General features: G+C 72.2%; 17 protein-coding genes. 12 read left to right on the top strand and 5 right to left on the bottom strand.

The features are described from left to right. Nucleotides 1-48 precede the first annotated feature (48 nt). Complete coding sequence (locus ACPXBU_RS28875; RefSeq protein ID WP_425760510.1) at nt 49-1,020, bottom strand: hypothetical protein; 972 nt, start codon at nt 1,018-1,020, stop codon at nt 49-51. A gap of 155 nt (nt 1,021-1,175) precedes the next feature. Between ACPXBU_RS28875 and truB the strand changes: the two genes are divergently transcribed. From truB to dapB, 6 genes are all read left to right on the top strand, one after another. Further along, on the top strand, nt 1,176-2,060 hold the full coding sequence (gene truB / locus ACPXBU_RS28870; RefSeq protein WP_425760508.1) for a tRNA pseudouridine(55) synthase TruB: 885 nt from the start codon (nt 1,176-1,178) through the stop codon (nt 2,058-2,060). A gap of 62 nt (nt 2,061-2,122) precedes the next feature. Further along, complete coding sequence (locus ACPXBU_RS28865; RefSeq protein ID WP_393375256.1) at nt 2,123-3,052, top strand: bifunctional riboflavin kinase/FAD synthetase; 930 nt, start codon at nt 2,123-2,125, stop codon at nt 3,050-3,052. 192 nt (nt 3,053-3,244) lie between these two features. Beyond that, complete coding sequence (rpsO, locus tag ACPXBU_RS28860) at nt 3,245-3,514, top strand: 30S ribosomal protein S15 (protein WP_030337594.1); 270 nt, start codon at nt 3,245-3,247, stop codon at nt 3,512-3,514. A gap of 226 nt (nt 3,515-3,740) precedes the next feature. Then, complete coding sequence (locus ACPXBU_RS28855) at nt 3,741-6,140, top strand: polyribonucleotide nucleotidyltransferase (protein WP_425760506.1); 2,400 nt, start codon at nt 3,741-3,743, stop codon at nt 6,138-6,140. Nucleotides 6,141-6,187: 47 nt separating this feature from the next. Further along, nucleotides 6,188-7,585, top strand: a complete 1,398-nt coding sequence (locus ACPXBU_RS28850) for a M16 family metallopeptidase (protein ID WP_393375262.1) — start codon at nt 6,188-6,190, stop codon at nt 7,583-7,585. A gap of 108 nt (nt 7,586-7,693) precedes the next feature. Next, complete coding sequence (gene dapB / locus ACPXBU_RS28845) at nt 7,694-8,461, top strand: 4-hydroxy-tetrahydrodipicolinate reductase (protein ID WP_425760504.1); 768 nt, start codon at nt 7,694-7,696, stop codon at nt 8,459-8,461. 137 nt (nt 8,462-8,598) lie between these two features. Here the strand turns inward: dapB and ACPXBU_RS28840 are convergent, their stop codons facing one another. Next, nucleotides 8,599-9,183 (bottom strand): GNAT family N-acetyltransferase, encoded by a 585-nt coding sequence (locus ACPXBU_RS28840; protein ID WP_425760502.1) that lies wholly within the window; start codon nt 9,181-9,183, stop codon nt 8,599-8,601. Nucleotides 9,184-9,218: 35 nt separating this feature from the next. Here ACPXBU_RS28840 and ACPXBU_RS28835 point away from each other — a divergent pair, with 35 nt between their 5' ends. After that, nucleotides 9,219-10,493 (top strand): glycosyltransferase family 87 protein, encoded by a 1,275-nt coding sequence (locus tag ACPXBU_RS28835; RefSeq protein WP_425760500.1) that lies wholly within the window; start codon nt 9,219-9,221, stop codon nt 10,491-10,493. Here the strand turns inward: ACPXBU_RS28835 and ACPXBU_RS28830 are convergent. Further along, nucleotides 10,392-10,943 carry a GNAT family N-acetyltransferase gene (locus ACPXBU_RS28830; RefSeq protein WP_425760498.1) on the bottom strand — a complete coding sequence of 184 codons (552 nt, stop codon included), beginning with the start codon at nt 10,941-10,943 and terminating at the stop codon, nt 10,392-10,394. The genes ACPXBU_RS28835 and ACPXBU_RS28830 overlap by 102 nt on opposite strands. Before the next feature lie 79 nt (nt 10,944-11,022). Here ACPXBU_RS28830 and ACPXBU_RS28825 point away from each other — a divergent pair, with 79 nt between their 5' ends. The 5 genes from ACPXBU_RS28825 (at nt 11,023) to ACPXBU_RS28805 (ending at nt 16,490) form a co-directional block, all read left to right on the top strand. Then, nucleotides 11,023-12,252 (top strand): winged helix-turn-helix domain-containing protein, encoded by a 1,230-nt coding sequence (locus ACPXBU_RS28825; RefSeq protein ID WP_425760496.1) that lies wholly within the window; start codon nt 11,023-11,025, stop codon nt 12,250-12,252. A gap of 4 nt (nt 12,253-12,256) precedes the next feature. Next, a complete protein-coding gene (locus ACPXBU_RS28820; RefSeq protein WP_425760494.1) occupies nt 12,257-12,859 on the top strand; it encodes a DUF2752 domain-containing protein in 603 nt (200 codons plus the stop codon). Between the two features lie 175 nt (nt 12,860-13,034). Then, entirely contained in the window at nt 13,035-13,775 is a 741-nt protein-coding gene (gene thyX, locus ACPXBU_RS28815; protein WP_355031682.1) for an FAD-dependent thymidylate synthase, read from the top strand. A gap of 47 nt (nt 13,776-13,822) precedes the next feature. Continuing rightward, a complete protein-coding gene (gene dapA, locus ACPXBU_RS28810) occupies nt 13,823-14,749 on the top strand; it encodes a 4-hydroxy-tetrahydrodipicolinate synthase (RefSeq protein ID WP_393375283.1) in 927 nt (308 codons plus the stop codon). Nucleotides 14,750-14,801: 52 nt separating this feature from the next. After that, nucleotides 14,802-16,490: a ribonuclease J gene (locus tag ACPXBU_RS28805; RefSeq protein WP_327032393.1), complete on the top strand. Its 1,689-nt coding sequence runs from the start codon at nt 14,802-14,804 to the stop codon at nt 16,488-16,490. A 90-nt stretch (nt 16,491-16,580) separates the two neighbouring features. Here ACPXBU_RS28805 and ACPXBU_RS28800 read toward each other — a convergent pair whose 3' ends face one another. Together ACPXBU_RS28800 and ACPXBU_RS28795 are read right to left on the bottom strand one after the other, a co-directional pair. Next, on the bottom strand, nt 16,581-18,236 hold the full coding sequence (locus tag ACPXBU_RS28800) for a YbjN domain-containing protein (protein WP_425760493.1): 1,656 nt from the start codon (nt 18,234-18,236) through the stop codon (nt 16,581-16,583). Then, nucleotides 18,233-18,712: a YbjN domain-containing protein gene (locus tag ACPXBU_RS28795; protein ID WP_393375286.1), complete on the bottom strand. Its 480-nt coding sequence runs from the start codon at nt 18,710-18,712 to the stop codon at nt 18,233-18,235. Before ACPXBU_RS28795 ends, ACPXBU_RS28800 begins: the two co-directional genes overlap by 4 nt. Between the last annotated feature and the right edge of the window lie 49 nt (nt 18,713-18,761).

Genomic DNA, 18,761 nt, shown 5'->3' with positions numbered 1-18,761 from the left:
CCTTATGTCGGGACAGCAACTGCAAGATCGCGGAGGGCGGGGGTGGGATTAGCAGATTTCTGCTTCTTCGGGGCTCCAGTGCGGGTCGTAGATGCTCTTGGTTGACCCTGCTGGCAGACCCTTTTCGAACCCGATCTCCAGGTCGATCATTCCCCGGAGGATCGCGGCGCAGGTCGCGTTGAGCACGTTGAAGTCGGTGCCTGTCAACCACAGGCCGGCCGAGCTGGCCAGGACGTCGTCCGGGTGCGGCACCTGCCAGACCACCTCGTCCCGGATGGTGACGAGCCCGGTGCCGGGCGGATGTGCCTGCCGTCGGGGCAGGGCAAAGGAGTACACCCACAGGAACCGGGTGGTGATCTCCAGGTTCCGGACACCGTCGTCGGTGACCGACCGGTACTCCATGGTGCCACTGACGCGGATGCCCGCCGCGGGGTCGAACCGCGGGTCGGCGGCGGGGTCGATGCGGGTGGCGTAGTCCAGGTTGTCCCCGGCCGCGAAGTGCTTGTCGATCTGGTACCGACCGTCCGGTGCCAGCAGGGCGATGAACTTCGCGGGGTCGCCGGCGAGCATGGACGGCTCGAGTCGACCGTGGATCAACGCCTGCTTGACCTTCGTCAGCGCGTCCGCGACCTGCTGGGCGGTGAACGGCGCGGCGGCCCGGGCTGTCGGGAGGGTGATTCCCGCCTCGCCCACGGCGAACGTCTCCGCCGGAGTGCCGGCGAACGGGCCGAGGGCGTTGCCGCTCCCGTCGACCGGCCGGGAGTTCGACTCGCGCCGCGCCAGGTTGATGCCCTGCCAGGTCAGCACCGTGACAAGCGTCAGCGTGACGAACGCGGCGGTCCCGCCGAGCACCTTTCCGGCGTGCTGCTCCCACCCCAGCCGCAGGCGTTCCACCCTGGTCAGCGCGCGTTCGGTCACCGGCTCGCGCATCCAGTCCGCCACTCGCAGTGGTTCAGGTTCGGCGGCATCCGGGGGGCGGGCCGGGGTGACGGGCGGGCTGGCGGGCTCTTCGCTTGTCATCTGTCGTCCTGGTCCGACGGGAGCGGGCGAGTGATCTTCGCATCCGCCGCGACGTCGTGGTGTCCCCTCCGCGATCGAGCCAGCGGGGTGTGGCGCCCGGCCGAGAGCCACCGCGACGACCGTCGCCGACTGGCGGTCTGGCAGGCTTGGCCGACGTGAGCACCGATGGTCTGATCGTGGTCGACAAGCCCGGCGGCATGACGTCGCACGACGTGGTGGCGCGGATCCGCCGACTGGCGAAGACCCGACGGGTCGGGCACGGCGGCACCCTCGACCCGATGGCCACCGGCGTGCTGGTGATCGGCGTGGGCCGGGCCACCCGGCTGCTGACCTACGTGATCGGCGCGGGCAAGAGCTACACCGGCACCATCCGGCTCGGTCAGGCCACCGTCACCGACGACGCCGAGGGCGACGTCATCGCCACCACCCCGGCCGGCCTGGTGACCGACGAGGCGATCCGGTCGGCGCTGGCCGGGTTGAGCGGCGAGGTCGACCAGGTGCCGAGCGCGGTCAGCGCCATCAAGATCGACGGGCAGCGGGCGTACAAGCGGGTCCGCGACGGGGAGAGCGTCGAGCTGCCCGCCCGGCGGGTCACCATCTCCCGCCTGGAGGTGCTGGCCATCCACCGCACCGAGCCGGACGTGGTGGACGTGGACGTGGACGTGACCTGCTCCTCCGGCACGTACATCCGGGCCATCGCCCGGGACGCGGGCCTGGCGCTCGGCGTCGGTGGCCACCTGACGGCCCTGCGCCGGACCGCCGTGGGCGGTTTCACCCTGGCCGAGGCGGCGACCCTCGACGAGTTGGAACAGCGTGCCCCGGACGTGGTGAACCTGCCGTTGGACGCGGCGGCCGACCGGTTCTTCCCGCGCCGGGAGGCCACGCCCGACGAGGCGAAGGTGCTGGCCCACGGCGGGCCACTGGACCCGGCCGGCATCACCGGGCCGTACGCCGTCTTCGGGCCGGCGGGCGGCCTGATCGCTATCGTCAGCGAGCGGGACGGACGGGCTCGGGCGGAGATCGTGCTCGCCCCGGCGTGACGGGTCGCAAGGCAGTCCCGCCGGCCCGGCCGGCGGTGTTGGGGACACCAGAGAGGAACGGCATGCAGCGGTGGCGGGGGTACGACGCGGCGCCCGGTGGGTGGGGACGCTCGGTCGTCACCATCGGCGTGTTCGACGGCGTGCACAAGGGGCACCAGGCGACCATCGGGCACACCGTGGCCCGCGCGCGGGAGTTGGGCGTGCAGTCGGTGGTGGTCACCTTCGACCCGCACCCGGCCGAGGTGGTCCGCCCCGGTTCGCATCCGGCGGTGCTCACCGAGCAGGCCCGGAAGGCGGAACTGGTCGAGGAACTCGGCGTGGACGTGCTCTGTGTGGTGCCGTTCACACCGGAGTTCTCCCGGTTGCCCGCCGAACAGTTCGTGCACGACGTCCTGGTCGAGCACCTGCACTGCGCGCTCGTGGTGGTCGGCGGCAACTTCCGGTTCGGGCACCGGGCGGCCGGCGACGTGGCGCTGTTGGAGCGGCTCGGTCAGACCTTCGGCTTCGGGGTGGAGGGCAGCCCGCTCGTCGCCGAGGACGGCACCGTCTTCTCCTCCACGTACATCCGCTCCTGCGTCGACGCGGGCGACGTCGGCGCCGCCGCCGCCGCGCTCGGCCGCCCACACCGGTTGGAAGGTGTGGTGGTCCGCGGCGACCAGCGGGGGCGGGAACTGGGCTTCCCCACCGCCAACCTGCTCTGCCACCGGTACGCGGCGGTCCCGGCCGACGGGGTGTACGCGGCCCGGCTGATCCGTCGCGGGCAGCACGAGCCGCTGCTGGCGGCGGTGTCGGTGGGCACCAACCCGACGTTCTCCGGGCGGGAGCGGCGGGTGGAGGCGTACGCGCTGGACTTCGCCGGTGACCTGTACGGCGAGCGGCTGGCCCTGGACTTCGTGGCGCACCTGCGCGGTCAGATCCGGTACGACTCGATCGAGCCGTTGATCGCCCAGATGAACCAGGACGTCGAACGCACCCGGCGCGCGCTCGCCTGAGCGCCGTGGGCTGCGCCGCCGAGCCCTTCGCCGGGTGTTACCGGCGAGTGCTGGTAGTCTTGCCCAGACGTCGGGAGACCGGCGTGGGGCCTCGCGTGCCTGCTCGACGCCGCGGGTGCGAGGTACCGGTCCGTTCCCGGTCCATCGGGACGACGGACACCTACTTGATCAACCCATCGAAACAGGGAGAACATGGCGCTCGACCAGGAAGCCAAGGCCAGCATCCGCGCGGAGTACGCGACCGCCGAGGGCGACACCGGTTCGCCGGAGGTTCAGGTCGCGGTCCTCACCAAGCGGATCGCCGAGCTGACCGAGCACCTGAAGGTGCACAAGCACGACCACCACAGCCGCCGTGGGCTGCTGCTGCTGGTCGGCCGTCGCCGTCGGCTGCTCAACTACGTCCAGAAGAAGGACATTGCCCGCTACCGGTCGCTCATCGAGCGGCTCGGCCTGCGCCGGTGACGTGACGGGGGAGTGGCCGACCGGCCGCTCCCCCGTACGGCGTCCCACCTGAAGAAACACGGGCCGCGCGACCACCCGAGAGGGAGCCGGTCAGCGTACCGGTCTCCGGTAGTGGCCCCCGGGAACCCCGGCATCGAGCCGGCCCCCGGGCGCTTCGATCGAAGACCGGCCGGCTGAGCAGCTCCCCGATGTCGTGGGCCCACGACGCGAAGGAGCACGACAGCACATGACCGAGACCAAACTCGGCACCGAATCCCGCACCGCCGTGATCGACAACGGGTCCTTCGGCACCCGCGAGATCACCTTCTCCACCGGCCGGCTGGCTCGCCAGGCCGCCGGTTCCGTCATCGCCCAGCTGGGTGAGACGGTCGTTCTCTCCGCCACCACCGCCGGTAAGCACCCGAAGGAGCAGTTCGACTTCTTCCCGCTGACCGTCGACGTCGAGGAGCGGATGTACGCCGCGGGCCGCATTCCCGGCTCGTTCTTCCGCCGTGAGGGCCGGCCCAGCGAGGACGCGATCCTCACCTGCCGCCTGATCGACCGGCCGCTGCGCCCGTCGTTCGTGAAGGGCCTGCGCAACGAGGTCCAGGTCGTCGAGACCATCCTCGCGCTCGACCCGCAGCACCCGTACGACGTCGTGGCGATCAACGCCGCCTCGATGTCGACGAAGCTGTCCGGCCTGCCGTTCTCCGGCCCGATCGGTGCGACCCGCGTCGCCCACATCGACGGCCAGTGGGTCGCCTTCCCGACCCTGGAGGAGCTGGCCCGCGCCACCTTCGACATGGTCGTGGCCGGCCGCACCCTCGAGGACGGCGACGTCGCGATCATGATGGTCGAGGCCGAGGCCACCCCGAACGCTGTCGCCCTGATCTCGGCCGGCGCCACCGCGCCGACCGAGGAGGTCGTCGCCAGCGGCCTGGAGGCCGCCAAGCCGGCGATCCGTGAGCTGTGCCGCGCGCAGAGCGAGCTGGCCGAGGTCGCCGCCAAGCCGGTCACCGAGTTCCCGGTCTTCCTGGACTACCAGGACGACGTGTACGACGCCGTCTCCGAGCTGGCCCGCGGCGAGGTCGCCGAGGCGATCACCATCGCCGGCAAGGCCGACCGCGAGGAGGCCCTGGACCGGGTCAAGGCCCGCGTCGCCGAGGAGTTGGGCGCTCGGTTCGAGGGTCGGGAGAAGGAGCTCAGCGCTGCCTTCCGGTCGCTCACCAAGTCCGAGGTGCGCAACCGCGTGCTGCGCGAGCAGGTCCGCATGGACGGCCGGGGCCCGCGCGACATCCGGGAGCTGACCGCCGAGGTCGGCGTGCTGCCCCGGGTGCACGGTTCGGCGCTGTTCGAGCGGGGCGAGACCCAGATCCTGGGCGTCACCACGCTGAACATGCTCCGCATGGAGCAGATGGTGGACACGCTGTCCCCCGAGAACCGCAAGCGCTACATGCACAACTACAACTTCCCGCCGTACTCGACCGGTGAGACCGGCCGGGTCGGCTCGCCGAAGCGTCGCGAGATCGGCCACGGCGCTCTCGCCGAGCGTGCGCTGATCCCGGTGCTGCCGTCGCGCGAGGAGTTCCCGTACGCCATCCGGCAGGTCTCGGAGGCGCTCGGCTCCAACGGCTCCACCTCGATGGGTTCGGTCTGCGCGTCGACGCTGGGCCTGCTCTCCGCGGGTGTCCCGCTGAAGGCGCCGGTCGCCGGCATCGCGATGGGGCTCATCTCCGACGAGGTGGACGGCAAGACCCAGTACGTGACGCTGACCGACATCCTCGGTGCCGAGGACGCGTTCGGTGACATGGACTTCAAGGTCGCCGGCACGCCGGAGTTCGTCACCGCGCTGCAGCTCGACACCAAGCTCAACGGCATCCCGTCGGACGTGCTGGCCGCCGCGCTGCAGCAGGCGAACGAGGCCCGGCAGGTCATCCTCGGCGTCATGAAGGCCGCGATCGAGGCTCCGGCCGAGATGTCGGACTACGCGCCGCGGGTCACCACCGTCAAGATCCCGGTCGACAAGATCGGCATGGTGATCGGCCCGAAGGGGCAGACCATCAACGCGATCCAGGACGAGACCGGCGCCGAGATCTCCATCGAGGACGACGGCACGATCTACGTCGGCGCGACGAACGGCCCGTCGGCCCAGGCGGCCGTCGACCGGATCAACGGGATCGCCAACCCGACGCTGCCGAAGCAGGGCGAGCGGTTCCTCGGCACGGTGGTCAAGACCGCCGCGTTCGGCGCGTTCATCTCGCTGCTGCCGGGCCGTGACGGTCTGCTGCACATCTCCAAGGTGGGCGACGGCAAGCGGGTCGAGCGCGTCGAGGACTTCCTCAACGTCGGCGACCGGGTCGAGGTCGAGATCGCGGACATCGACGCCCGCGGCAAGATCTACCTCGACAAGGTCCGCCCGGAGGGCGCCGAGGCGCCGCCCGCCGGTGAGGCCGCCGGCGGCGACCGGCCGGCCGGTCGGGACCGGGGCGACCGGGGTCCGCGTGACCGTGGCGACCGCGAGCGTGGCGGCGACCGGGGCGGCGACCGAGGTGGCCGTGGTCCGGAGCGTGGCGGCGAGGGCGGCAACGGCGGCGGCGAGGGTGGCGAGGGCGGCGAGCGTCCGCGCCGCCGGACCCGGCACAGCTGATCGTCGTACATCGCATCACCCACCCCTCGTCGAACCGGGAGCAAGTCGTGAGTCGGGCCATCAGCGCGCCGTTTCCACCGGATCGACGGGGGGTGGCCGCGTCCCCGGGGAATGGGACGGGCCGCTCCGGCGGCACCGCCCGTGCGGTGACCCGGACGCTCAGCGACGACCCGCTGGGTGGCACGGTACGACGTACCGTGCTGCCCAGCGGCCTGCGCGTCCTCACCGAGGCGATTCCGACGATGCGCAGCGTCTCGTTCGGCGTCTGGGTGGCGGTCGGCTCCCGCGACGAGACCGGCCCGCAGGCCGGTGCCGCGCACTTCCTCGAGCACCTGCTCTTCAAGGGCACCCACAAGCGCACCGCGCTGGAGATCTCCTCGCAGATCGAGGCGGTGGGTGGTGAGACGAACGCGTTCACCACGAAGGAATACACCTGCTACTACGCCCGCGTGCTGGACGAGGACCTGCCGCTCGCGGTCGACGTGATGTGCGACCTGGTCGCCGACTCGCTGCTGGAGCCGGCCGACGTCGAGACCGAGCGCGGCGTGATCCTGGAAGAGATCGCCATGCACGACGACGAGCCCGGTGACGAGGTGCACGACCTCTTCGTCCAGGCCGTCTACGGCGACCACCCGCTGGGTCGGCTGATCTCCGGCACCGCCGAGACCGTCACGCCGATGACCCGCAAGCAGATCCAGAGCTTCTACCGCGGCCGCTACACCGCGCCGCAGATCGTCATCGCCGCCGCCGGCAACCTGGACCACGCCGAGGTGGTCAAGATGGTCCGCCAGGCGGTGCGGGGCACTCCACTGGACAGCGACCCGGCCACGCCGGCGCCGTACCGGGCGGCCACCCCGGCGGTACGCACCAAGGCGGCGACCACCCTGGTGGAGCCGAAGGAGACCGAGCAGGCGCACATCATCCTCGGCTGCCCCGGCATCGACCGCCTCGACGACCGGCGCTTCGCCCTCGGGGTGCTCAACAACGTGCTCGGCGGTGGCATGTCCAGCCGCCTGTTCCAGGAGATCCGCGAGCAGCGCGGCCTGGCGTACTCGGTCTACTCCTACGCCAGCCAGTACGCCGACACCGGCCTGTTCGCCGTCTACGCCGGCTGCGCGCCGGGCAAGGTGGACGAGGTGCTGGCCCTGACCCGCGCCGAGCTGGCCCGGGTGGCCGCCGACGGGTTGACCGAGGCCGAGGTGGCCCGGGGTAAGGGGATGAGCAAGGGCTCGTTCGTGCTCGGCCTGGAGGACACCGGTTCCCGGATGAGCCGACTGGCCAAGGGTGAGCTGCTCTACGGTGACCTGATGCCTGTGGACGAGTTGCTCCGCCGGGTCGACGAGGTCACCGTGCAGGACGTGAACGTCCTCGCCGCCGAGTTGCTCAGCCGGCCGATGTCGCTGGCCGTGGTCGGCCCGTTCGGCGCGGGCGACTTCACGGTCTGAGGTCTGCCGCCCGACTCGTCGAGGGCGTCCCGGTCGGGGCGTCCCGGCCGGTGGAGCGCACCGGATCCGGCCCGAGGGGCGCGTCCCGATTGGGATAGGTTGTGCCCCGTGACTGACGAGCAGGAGAAGACCCCGGCCGGGACGTTGCGGGTCGGCGTGTTTGGTGCGCGCGGCCGGATGGGCATCGAGGTCTGCAAGGCGGTCGAGGCCGCCGACGACCTCGAACTGGTCGCGGCCATCGACCAGGGCGACGACCTCTCCGCCGCCTCCGGCGCCGACGTGGTCGTCGACTTCACCACCCCGGACGTCGTCATGGACAACCTCAGGTGGTGCGTCGACCAGGGCATCGACGCGGTGGTCGGCACGACAGGCTTCACCACCGAGCGGTTGGAGCAGGTGCGCGGCTGGCTGGCCGACAAGCCCGGCGTGGGCGTCGTCATCGCCCCCAACTTCGGCATCGGCGCGGTGCTGATGATGCAGTTCGCCGCGCGGGCCGCCCGACACTTCGAGTCCGTCGAGATCATCGAGCAGCACCACCCGGGCAAGCTGGACGCCCCCAGCGGCACCGCCACGCACACCGCCCGGAAGATCGCCCAGGCCCGCGCCGAGGCCGGCCTCGGCCCGGTCCCGGACGCCACAAAGGACGAGGTGGCGGGTGCGCGCGGCGCCGACATCGACGGGGTACGCGTCCACGCGGTGCGCGCCAGGGGGCTCGTCGCCCACCAGGAGGTGCTCTTCGGCACCACAGGCGAGACGCTCACCATCCGGCACGACTCGTACGACCGGGTGTCGTTCATGCCGGGCGTGCTGCTGGCCGTCCGCGCGGTGCGCAACCGCCCCGGTCTCACCGTCGCCCTGGACGCCCTGCTCGACTGACCGGTCCGCACGTCCGCCTCGCTGCCCGGGCCGGGCAACATCCCCGCGCGATCTTGCACTTACTGTCGCGACGTAAGGGACATTCCGTCCATCTCGACAACAGGAACTGCAAGATCGCCGGCGCGGGAGGGGGCGGGTCAGTCCTCGGTCGGGACCTTCTCGGTCGGAACGCCCACGTGCAGGCGTACCTGGGGCACGAGCATGTCGTCGACGTCCAGGGCACGGGCCGCGCCGTCGAGCTCCCAGCCGGTGCTGGTGAGGAACTTCCGGGTCGCCTCGTCGCCCTCGAACGCCCAGGCCACCGCCCGGCTCAGCCCGTCCTCCCGCCACAGGTCGACGGCGGCGGCGAGCAACCGGCTGCCGTGCCCGCGCCGGCCCCACCGCGGCTCCACAAGCAGATCGGTCACCGCGGCCACGCCCGGGCCGAGCGCCTCGGCCGGCTCGTCCGGGGCCAGCGCCTCGGCGTCGGCCGGCCCGGAGGCGGCGAACCCCACCAGATACGATTGCTCGGCCTGTTCGACGGCGACCAGCACCCGGTGCGCGCGCGAGGGCGGCTCCAGCACCGCGGCGTTCCACCGCCGGGCGAGGAACGCCTCGTCCAGGTTGTCGAGCACGTGCCGAGGCAGGATCCGGCGGTACGCGACCCGCCAGGTCGCGAGTTGGATGCGTGCGATCTCGCCGGCGTCCTCAGGACGCGCCGGGCGGACGTACCCGAGAGCCATGGGACGGAAGCCTACGCAGGGCGAGGGAGGCGACGGTGGCGCAGGGTGCCAGGAGGACGACCGGGCAGGTCGTCGGGGTTGTGGTGCTCGCCGCGGCGGTCACCGCGTTCCTCGCCGTCGCGGCGGTGCGGCACGGCTTCTTCGACCTGAAGGTCTACTACGGCGCGTTGACCTGGTGGGTGCACGACGGCGGGGAGATCTACGACTACCTCAAGCCGGGCACCCAGTACGGCTTCACCTATCCGCCGTTCGCCGCGCTGGTGATGCTGCCGATGGCGTACCTGCCGTGGTCGGCCGCGATCGTGGTGAGCGTGCTCGCCAGCGTGGTCACCACCACGGTACTGATCTGGTGGTGGGTCGACCCGATCGCCCGCCGGGCCGGCTGGACCCGGTGGTTCGCCCTCGCGGTGGCGCTCTGCCTGGTCGCCGCGTTCGAGCCGATGCGGGAGACCGTCAACTTCGGCCAGGTCAACACGCTGCTGCTCTTCCTGGTGGCGGTGGACCTGCTGCGGCTGCTGCCGGCCGGCAACCGGTGGGCCGGGGTGGGCATCGGGCTCGCCACCGCGATCAAACTGACCCCTGGCGTCTTCATCGTCTACCTGCTGGTGACCGGGCGATGGCGGGCGGCGCTCACCGCCTGCGGGACGGCCGCCGGGGTGTCGCTGCTCGCCGGTGCGCTCTTCCCGGACGCGTCCCGGGAGTTCTGGACCGAGGCGCTGTGGAACACCGCACGGGTGGGGGAGCTCGCCTTCGTCTCCAACCAGTCACTGCGGGGGGTGGTCGCCCGACTCGACCCGGAGCACCCGAGCACCCTGCTGTGGCTGCTGCTGGTGCTCGGCACCCTGGCGCTCTGGGCCTGGCGTTCCCGGGCCGCCGTCTCCGCCGGTGACGAGGCCACCGGCCTGGCGTTGACCGGTGCGGTGATGTGCCTGGTCAGCCCGGTCACCTGGGTGCACCACCTGGTCTGGCTGCTGCCCGCGCTGATCCTGCTCGTCGACAACGCGATGGCCGCGCCGGCCGGCCGCCGCCGGCGGGTCCTGCTGGTCGCCGCGACCATCGGGTACGCGCTGCTGATCAGCCGGACCGTCTGGTTCTGGGAGAAGGACTTCAGCGGTCTCGGTGGCTTCCTGGGGAGCAACGCCTACGTGTGGATCAGCCTCGCGTTGCTGGCCTTCCTGCCGATCCGTGGTTGGCTGACCCCGCCCGGGTCAGGTGTCGAGGAGCCCGACGTACCGCAGCTCGACAAGGCTGACCGGGGGTTGCCCACCGGCGAGCGGCACATGGTAGGTCGACCGCTCACCGTCCGCTGACAGCCCGGCCCGCGCGCAGAACCGGCGGGCCCGCCGGTTGTCCGCCAGCACCCACGCCCGGTATTCGCTCCAGCCCCGCTCGGCGAGCCCGGCCCGAGCGGCGGCCAGGAGAGCGGCGGCGCTCCCGTCCCCCCAGTACGCCGGCTCCACGTACAACGCCACCACCTCGCCGACCGTCGGGTCCAGGTCGTCCCGGTCCTGGTCGCGGCGGTACGGCCCGAAGGTGGTGAAGCCGACGACCAGCCCGTCCACCTCGGCGAGCAGTGTGGTGAACGGATGGTCCGGGTCGGCGGTGCCGAGGTCGCGGCGACGCTGCGCCCAGGCCGCCACGTTCAGCCGCGCCAGCACCTCGTCCGGCATGAAGCCCGCGTAGCCCGCCTGCCAGCCGTGCACGTGCACCCGGGCGACCGCCTCGGCGTCGTCCGGCTCCTCCCGACGGATGGTCAGCATTGCACCGTTCTATGCCCCGTTGGTCGTCACGTCCAGCTTCCCGCACCGGCGTCGTACCGATGAATTAAGGTCGCCGACGATGGCCGCACCGGAATCACTCTCGCTCGCCCAGGCTCGTCGGGTGGCGCTCGCCGCCCAGGGCTTCGCCGACCCGGCGCCAGCCGGCGTGCCCACCCGCCGGCACCTGCGTCGGGTGCTCGACCGGGTCAACCTGATCCAGATGGACTCGGTGAACGTGCTGCAACGCGCGCACTACCTGCCGCTCTACAGCCGGCTCGGGCCCTACCCGACCACGCTGCTCGACCAGGCCGCCTACCGCCGCCCACGGGAGCTGTTCGAATACTGGGGCCACGAGGCGTCGCTGGTGCCGGTCGAGCTGCACCCGATGCTGCGCTGGCGGATGGCCCGCGCGCACAGCGAGTCCTGGGGCGGCATGCGGCGGATCGCCCAGGAGCAGCCGGACCTGGTCGCCTGGGTGCGTGACGAGGTGGCCGCCCGAGGCCCGCTGACCGCTGCCGAGATCGAGCACGACGCACCGCGGGAGACCGGCAACTGGGGCTGGAACTGGTCGGCGGTCAAACGGGCGTTGGAGTTCCTCTTCTGGGCCGGCGAGGTGACCGCCGCGGAGCGCAGCACCTCCTTCGCCCGCCGCTACGACCTGCCCGAGCGGGTGCTGCCCGCGGCGGTGCTGGCCGCGCCCACCCCGACCGACGCCGAGGCGTACCGCACGCTTGTGGCCCTTGCCGCGCGGTCGCTGGGGGTGGCCGCCGAGCCGGAGTTGCGCGACTACTTCCGGCTGCCGCTGGCCGGCGCCCGGCAGGCCGTCGCCGAGCTGGCCGAGGCCGGTGAGCTGGTGCCGGTCACCGTGGCGGGCTGGCGTCAGCCGGCCTGGCTGCACGCGTCCGCCCGGCTGCCCCGGTGGATTCGCGGCAACACACTTGTCAGCCCCTTCGACCCGCTGATCTGGGAACGGGCCCGCACCGAGCGGCTGTTCGGCTTCAGCTACCGGATCGAGATCTACGTCCCCGCGCCGCAGCGGGTCTACGGCTACTACGTGTTGCCCTTCCTCCAGGACGACCGGTTCACCGCGCGGGTCGACCTGAAAGCCGACCGCAAGGCCGGCGTGCTGCTGGTGCCGGCCGCCTGGATCGAGCCCGGCGCCGACCCGGCGGAGACCGCGGTGGCGCTCGCCGCCGAGCTGCGCCGGCTCGCCGGCTGGCTCGGCCTGGACGCGGTGGCGCCGCCGCTGGCCGGCGACCTGGCCGGTCCGCTCACCGCCGCGTTGGCCGGCGTGCCCGGTGTACCGTGAGCGCGTGACGAGCGCTCCCGGTCCGGTCGACCAGCCGCAGCCCGCCCCCGGGGCGGTACACACCGTCCCGGCCGATCCGGCTGGCCTGGGTCCGGCCGGCGTGGGTTCGCCGGGTGTGGGTCCGGCCGGTTGGCCGATGACCCCGCCGAGTGAGCACCCGGGGGACCGGCTCACCCGCTTCGTGCTGCGGCTCAACGAGCGTTCGCCGCGCTGGGTGGGGCCGCTGGCCGCGGTCGGTTGCGTCGCCGTGGGCATGGGTTACGCGCTGATCAGCGACCCGGCCGACGCCGCCCCGGACGCCGCGCCCACCTGTCTGCTCAAGCTGACCACCGGGCTGGACTGTCCTGGTTGCGGCGGCACCCGCGCACTCTGGTACGTGCTGCACGCCGACCTGCCGGCCGCCGCCCGGCACCACTTCCTGTTCGTCTTCGCGCTGCCGTTCCTCGCGTACCTCTTCGTGGCCTGGGCGGCGAACCAGGCGTTCGGTTGGCGACTGCCGGAGCTGCAGATCAGCTCGAAGGTCATCATCGGGTTCATGGGCGTGTGGCTCGCCTTCTCGGTGCTGCGCAACCTGCCCTGGGCGCCGTTCACCTCCCTCTACGTCTGACCCTTCCGCCCTCTGGGCTGTCAGAGGGCCGGCGCGTCGTCGAGATCTTGGACACCTGCGACCCCCACGGTGTCGGGTAAGCGTCGCGGATTTGGTGGTAGCTGGGCGGTTTCTCTACCGCGAGCCCGAGTTGGGCCAGGGACCGACGGCCACTACAGTCCCAGGAATGCCGGAGATGGTGCAGCCCCAGGTCAAGTTGATCGCGTGGACCCAGTTCGCGGCCCCGGACGACGTGCCGTGGTCGACCGATGCGGAGGGTGGCCAGGCCCTCGCCGAGTTCGCCGGCCGGGCCTGTTACCAGTCCTGGAAGAAGCCGAACCCGGCGACCGCCACCAACGCCGGCTACCTGGCGCACATCCTCGACGTCGGGCACCTGTCGGTGCTGGAACACGGGTCGGTCACCTTCTACTTCACCGGGGTGTCCCGCTCCTTCACCCACGAGTTGATCCGGCACCGGCACTTCTCGTACTCCCAGTTGTCCCAGCGCTACGTCCCGGAACGGGACGCGGCCATGGTCGAGCCGGCGGTCATCGCCGACGACCCGGAGCTGCACAAGAAGTTCGTGGCGGCCGCCGAGGCGAGCGTTCAGGCGTACACCGAGTTGCTTGAGGGCCTTGAGCAGCGCTTCTCCGACGAGCCGAACCCGACGCTGCGCCGCAAGCAGGCCCGGCAGGCCGCCCGGGCGGTGCTGCCCAACGCCACCGAGACCCGGATCGTGGTCAGCGGCAACTACCGGGCCTGGCGGCACTTCATCGCGATGCGGGCCACCGAGCACGCCGACGTGGAGATCCGTGAGCTGGCCGTGGAGTGCCTGCGCCAGCTGCAGGGGGTCGCCCCGAACGTGTTCGCCGACTTCGTGATCTCCACGCTGCCGGACGGCACCGAAGTGGCGGCCAGCCCGCACGAGGCGTCCTGAGCCCTTCCCCGGCGGGCCCCGGCTGGTCGTCCGCTAGGTTGGAGGGTATGACGCACGACCACCTCGACGCCGCCGCCCGACCGGCGTCCCGCCCCTTCGGCCGGGTGCTCACCGCCATGGTGAGCCCGTTCACCCCCGACGGCTCGCTCGACCTGGACGGCGCCGCCCGGCTGGCGAGCCACCTGGTCGACGAGCAGGGCAACGACGCGCTGGTGGTCAACGGCACCACCGGCGAGTCGCCGACCACCACCGACACGGAGAAGGAACACCTGATCCGGGCGGTGGTGGAGGCCGTCGGCGACCGTGCCAAGGTGGTCGCCGGGGTCGGCACCAACGACACCCGGCACACCATCGAGCTGGCCACCGCCGCCGAGAAGGCTGGTGCACACGGCCTGCTGGTGGTCACCCCGTACTACAACAAGCCGCCGCAGGCCGGGCTGCTGCGACACTTCACCGCCGTCGCCGACGCCACCGGCCTCCCGGTGATGCTGTACGACATCCCACACCGCTCCGGCGTGCCGATCGACACCGAGACGCTGGTCCGGCTCGCCGAACACGGCCGGATCGTCGCGGTCAAGGACGCCAAGAGTGACCTGATCGCCACCGGCTGGGTGACCAGCCGGACCGCCCTCGCCTTCTACTGCGGCGAGGACGCCCTCACCCTGCCGGCGCTGGCCATCGGCAGCGTGGGGGTGGTTGGCACCTCGACGCACTTCACCGGGGCGCTGACCGCACAGATGATCGAGGCGTACGACGCGGGGGACATGCCGGCCGCGCTTGCCCTGCACCGGCGGCTGCTGCCGCTGTTCACCGGCATCTTCCGCACCCAGGGAACCATCCTGGTGAAGGCGGGTCTGGCGTCGCTGGGCCTGCCGGCCGGCCCGGTGCGCCCCCCGCTCGTGGACGCCACCACCGACGAGATCGCCCAGCTGCGCGCGGACTTCGCCGCAGCGGGCCTGGAGCTGCCCGAATGAACGAACGACACGATGGGCGCCGAGTGACGGCGTCGCAGAATGAGGTGGACGCGTGACCGAGGCGCACATCGAGGCGGAACTACCCCCGCCGCTGCCGGAAGGCGGCCTGCGGATCATCCCGCTCGGCGGGCTCGGCGCCATCGGTCGGAACATGACCGTCTTCGAGTACGACGGCAAGTTGCTGATCGTCGACTGCGGGGTGCTCTTCCCCGACGTCGAGCAACCGGGCGTGGATCTGATCCTGCCCGACTTCGGTCCGATCCTGGACCGACTCGCCGACGTCCAGGCCATCGTGCTGACCCACGGCCACGAGGACCACATCGGCGCGGTGCCGTACCTGCTCGCCCACAAACCCGACATCCCGCTGGTCGGCTCACAGTTCACCCTCGCGCTTGTCGAGGCGAAGTTGGCGGAGCGGCGGATCCAGCCGTACACGCTCACCGTGCGGGAGGGCGGCCGGGAGCGGCTCGGCCCGTTCGAGTGCGAGTTCTTCGCGGTCAACCACTCGATCCCGGACGCTCTCGCGGTGGCCATCCGTACCCCCGCCGGCCTGGTGCTGCACACCGGCGACTTCAAGATGGACCAGCTGCCGCTGGACGGCCGGATCACCGACCTGGCCGGCTTCGCCCGGCTCGGCGCCGAGGGCGTCGACCTCCTGCTGTCCGACTCCACGAACGCGGAGATCCCCGGCTTCGTCACCCCGGAGCGGGAGATCGGGCCGGTGCTCGATTCGATCTTCGCGAAGGCGAAGGGCCGCATCATCGTGGCCTCGTTCGCCTCGCACGTGCACCGCGTGCAGCAGGTCTTCGACTCCGCCGGCGAGCACGGCCGCAAGGTCGCGCTGATCGGCCGGTCCATGGTCCGCAACATGGGCATCGCCCGGGACCTCGGCCTGCTCAACATCCCGGCCGGCCTGGTCATCAGCATCGACGAGGCGACCACCCTGCCGCCGGACGAGATCGTGCTGATGTCCACCGGTTCCCAGGGTGAGCCGATGAGCGCGCTGGGCCGGATGGCCAGCGGCGACCACCGGCACATCACCATCGCCCCCGGCGACACCGTCGTGCTGGCCTCCTCGCTGGTGCCCGGCAACGAGACCTCGGTCTACCGGGTGATCAACCGGCTCGCCCGGGCGGGCGCGGTGGTCGTGCACAAGGACGTGGCCAAGGTGCACGTCTCCGGGCACGCCCCCGCCGGAGAGCTGCTCTACCTGCTCAACGTGGTCCGCCCCAGCAACCTGATGCCGGTGCACGGCGAGTGGCGGCACCTGCGTGCCCACGCCCGGCTCGGCATCGAGTCCGGGGTCGCCGCCGACCGGGTGGTGATCTGCGAGGACGGCGACGTGGTCGACCTGGTCGAGGGTCGCGCCACACTGGTCGGGCACGTGAAGAGCCGGTACGTCTACGTGGACGGCCTCGCCGTCGGTGACGTCAGCGAGTCGCTGCTCACCGAGCGGCGGATCCTCGGTGACGGCGGCTTCATCGCCACCACAGTGGTCGTGGACTCGGTCACCGGCAAGGTGGTCGCCGGCCCGACGCTGTCCGCGAAGGGCTTCTCCGAGGACCCGGAGGCGTTCAACCCGGTGGTCCCGCTGGTCACCGAGGCGCTCAACCGGGCCGCGGCGGACGGCATCACCGATCCGCACCAGCTCCAGCAGATCGTCCGCCGGACCGTGGGTCGGTGGGTCAACGACAAGTACCGTCGTCGCCCGATGATCGTGCCTACCGTCGTCGAGGTCTGACACACGGCTGACCGGGCCGGTCACCGACACCCCCTGTGGTTGTCGGTGACCGGCCCGGCCCGTACCGCGACCAGGCACCCGGTGTGCGACTCAGGGGAGCGCGGCGACCGCCTCGGCGTAGGCGACGCCGGTGGCGATGGCGGCGTCGACGAGCACCGTCAGTTGGGCCGGGGCCACACCGTGGCCCAGGTCGGTGGCCACGTCCCCGGCCAGCACCAACTCCCCGCCGATGTCGTGCACGTACGCCTTGGGCAGCAACCGGTCGTGGTTCCAGGCGTTGCAGAAGGCGTACGCCTCGGCGCGGCGGGTCGCCGGCAGCCGGCGGGTGGCCATGGCACGGGCGTGCAGCACCTCACCGCGTTCGCCGGCCCGCTGGAACTGGATCACCACGCCGTCCCACCGGCCGACGACCCGGTCGCCCTCCTCCACCAGATATCCGTCGCCGCGCCGGTCCAGTGACGCGGTGATCAGGTCGAGGGTCAGCGCCATCAGCTCCCGCCCGTCCGTCCCGCTCTCCCCGGCGGACTCCTCGGCGTACCCGTCCGGCTCCTCGTCGGCGGGTAGCGGGACCGGCGCCGCGAGCGGTCGCTCGGCGAGCCAGGCGGCCATCCGCCCGGAGTGGTGGCCGGTGCCGTTGCGGGCGTCGAAGCTGCCGGCCAGCTCGTTGGCCACCCCCAGCAGCAGCGCGCCGAGGCTGGCCACGTCCGGTTCGGTGGCGGGCCGCCCGCCGTACGCCGGGCGTGGCATCGTTCGCCCGCCCAGCCCGGCCGCCACGCCCAGACCGCAGACCAGCGCCCCGGCGGCGGCGAACTCCATGGCGGCGAGGTCGTCGGTGGGCCGGTCCCACCGGGGTAGTTGCTCGGCCAGGATGGTCAGCCCGCGCTCCACGTGCCCGCTCAGGGCACAGAACCGCAGGTGCGTGGCGAGGTGCGCGAACGCGGCGGGCTCGCGCCGGTGCCGGCGGTAGGCCCGCACGTGTGCCGTCGCGGCCCGCTCTGGCTCGCCGACCCGCAGAGCGGGCAGCAGGCTGGCGACCAGATTCCGTTCGGGCTGGTCGGTGCAGGCCTCCGGGTCGTCGTCGGTCGCCGGCAGCTCGTCCAGCGCGGCTCGCCACTCGCCCCAGCCGGCCAGCAGCTCCGCGCGCCGGGCCGGGGCGCAACCGGGGCAGCCGCCGGCCGGGCCGGGCCGCCGGCCGGACCACCGCTCGTACCAGTGTCGGGCGGTGGGTTCGTCGCCGAGGTGGTCGGCGATCCGGCAGTGCAACTCCGCGACCGTTGGCGTGTCCGGACCGTTCGCGCCGACCCGGTGGGCCAGGTCGTGCAGCAGGGCACGGGTCTGGTCCAGCCCGACCCGCGGGGTGCCGAGCAGCGCCTCCACCGCGTACCGCTGGTAGCCCAGCAGCAGCCCGGACTCGACGTCGGTGAGCAGGTCGGGCCGGTGGTCGGCGGCGGCCCGGCACCGCCGGACCGGCTCGACCAGGCGCCACCGCTCCCCGTGCAGCAGGTACGCCTCGATGAGCGCGAACCGTGCGTCCACCCCGGAGCGGACGTCCCCGGTGGCGTCGGCGCGTTCGGCGAGCCGTTCCAGGGCCACCTGCCGGGCCGGGCCGTCGGGCAGGTCCCGAGCGTCGGAGAGCGCGACAGCCAGGGCCGGCGGGGCGGCCGGGTCGACGGGACCGGTGGGTGGCGCGTCGCGGTGGCCTGCCCGGTCGGTGCGACTGCCGGTGAACTCGTCCCGGCCGGTCACGACGGCACCGCGCCGGGCAGTCGACGGACCGCCACGGCGAGCTGGCACCCGGTGGAGATGCCACAGTCGAGCAGGTGGTCGAGTTGGTGTGGGGTCACCCCGCGTTCCAGGTCGGTGACCACCTCGCCGTAGACCCGGGCCCGACCGTCGTCGTCGACGTGCACGAACGCCTTGGGCCAGAGCCGGTCGTGGTTCCACGAGTTGCAGAACGCGTACAGGGCGGGCACCTGCTCGATTCCGAAGGTGGGAGTGACCATCGTGCGGACCTGGAGCAGCTCGCCGTCCCCGCCGAGGCGGAGGAACCAGATCATGTTGTCGTCGAAGCGACCCACCAGTTCGCCGTCCTCGGTCCGGCCCACGGGCCGGCCCCGGGCGGCGAGCACCGCGGCGACCAGTTCGCCGCTCAACGGGCGTAGCGCGCCCGGGTGCCCGGCCAGCGGATCGTTCGGATCGCCCTCGTATTCCGGCGACGCCATGGGGCATCCCTTCTGAGGCGGATATCACGACCGGCGGCGGGGTTCGTGT

The sequence above is a fragment of the Micromonospora sp. DT231 genome (assembly GCF_049847025.1).
Lineage (GTDB): Bacteria > Actinomycetota > Actinomycetes > Mycobacteriales > Micromonosporaceae > Micromonospora.
Note: the sequence above shows the minus strand (reverse complement) of the source record. Positions and strands in the feature narration are given on the sequence as shown.